2 protein-coding genes are annotated in these 1,017 nt (G+C 43.1%); both read left to right on the forward strand.

All coding sequences use genetic code 11. The features are described 5' to 3' along the window. Nucleotides 1-471: ABC transporter permease (locus KCX82_RS22830; protein ID WP_227020741.1), on the forward strand; the 471-nt coding region annotated here is incomplete at its 5' end. A gap of 31 nt (nt 472-502) precedes the next feature. After that, on the forward strand, nt 503-1,017 hold a 515-nt coding region (locus KCX82_RS22835; protein WP_319633375.1), incomplete at its 3' end, for a transaldolase family protein.

Below are 1,017 nucleotides of genomic sequence, written 5' to 3' on the forward strand. Positions count from 1 at the left end.
GCATCAATCCCTGTTCCTGTTATCGTATACTTAATTATGATCATCATTACCTGGATTCTGCTTGGATACACCAGCTTCGGTAAAAATATCTATGCTATCGGCGGAAATATCAAAGCAGCTGAGATTTCAGGTGTAAATGTAAAAAGAAATCTGGTATTCATTTACGGCTTCAGCGGAATCTGCAGCGCAGTAGCTGCTATCGTATTTGCTGGCCGTGTTGGCAGCGTACATCCTGGCGCCGCTACCGGATACGAACTTACCGCTATCGCAGCAACCACAATCGGCGGTACCAGCCATTACGGCGGTATTGGAACTATCTGGGGTGCTGTTGTCGGAGCTTTAGTATTAGGCGTACTGAGAAATGGATTGACATTACTGGGTATCCACGCTTACTGGCAGCAGATCATCGAAGGTGTTATCATTATCGTTGCTGTTATTATAGACATGAGAAAGAACGCAAGAAAGAAATAAAAATAGTAAGCGTTTTTTCGGGAGGTGAAAGATGGATAAATTATTAGAAATGACACAGAAATTTCCTATGACGCAGTACTGGAATGACTCATGTTCCATTTCAGAACTGACTTACGCTATCGAAAGAGGTGCTGTAGGAGCTACTACAAATCCTGTTATCGTAAAAGGCGTGTTGGACAAGGAACTGGACAGCTATCGTGATTACATCGCTCAGCTTGTAAAGGAAAACCCAACCAAGTCTGAGGATGAAATTGCCTGGATCGTTATTGAAAAAATGGCAATAGACGGTGCAAAGCTTTTGGAACCATTATTTGATCCAAAAACAGGAACCGGCAGAATTTCCATTCAAACAAATACAAAGTATTTCAACAATGCTGATAAGTTAACGGAACAAGCGGTTTATTTCTCCACTCTTGCTCCAAATATGCAGGTAAAAGCACCGGCAACCTCTGCTGGAATCAAAGCTTTCGAAGAAATGACCTATCGCGGCGTCAGCATTAACGCTACCGTATCCTTCAGTGCTACTCAGGCTATCGCAGTCGGAGA

This window comes from Sinanaerobacter chloroacetimidivorans (assembly GCF_018128545.1).
Classification (GTDB): domain Bacteria; phylum Bacillota; class Clostridia; order Peptostreptococcales; family Anaerovoracaceae; genus Sinanaerobacter; species Sinanaerobacter chloroacetimidivorans.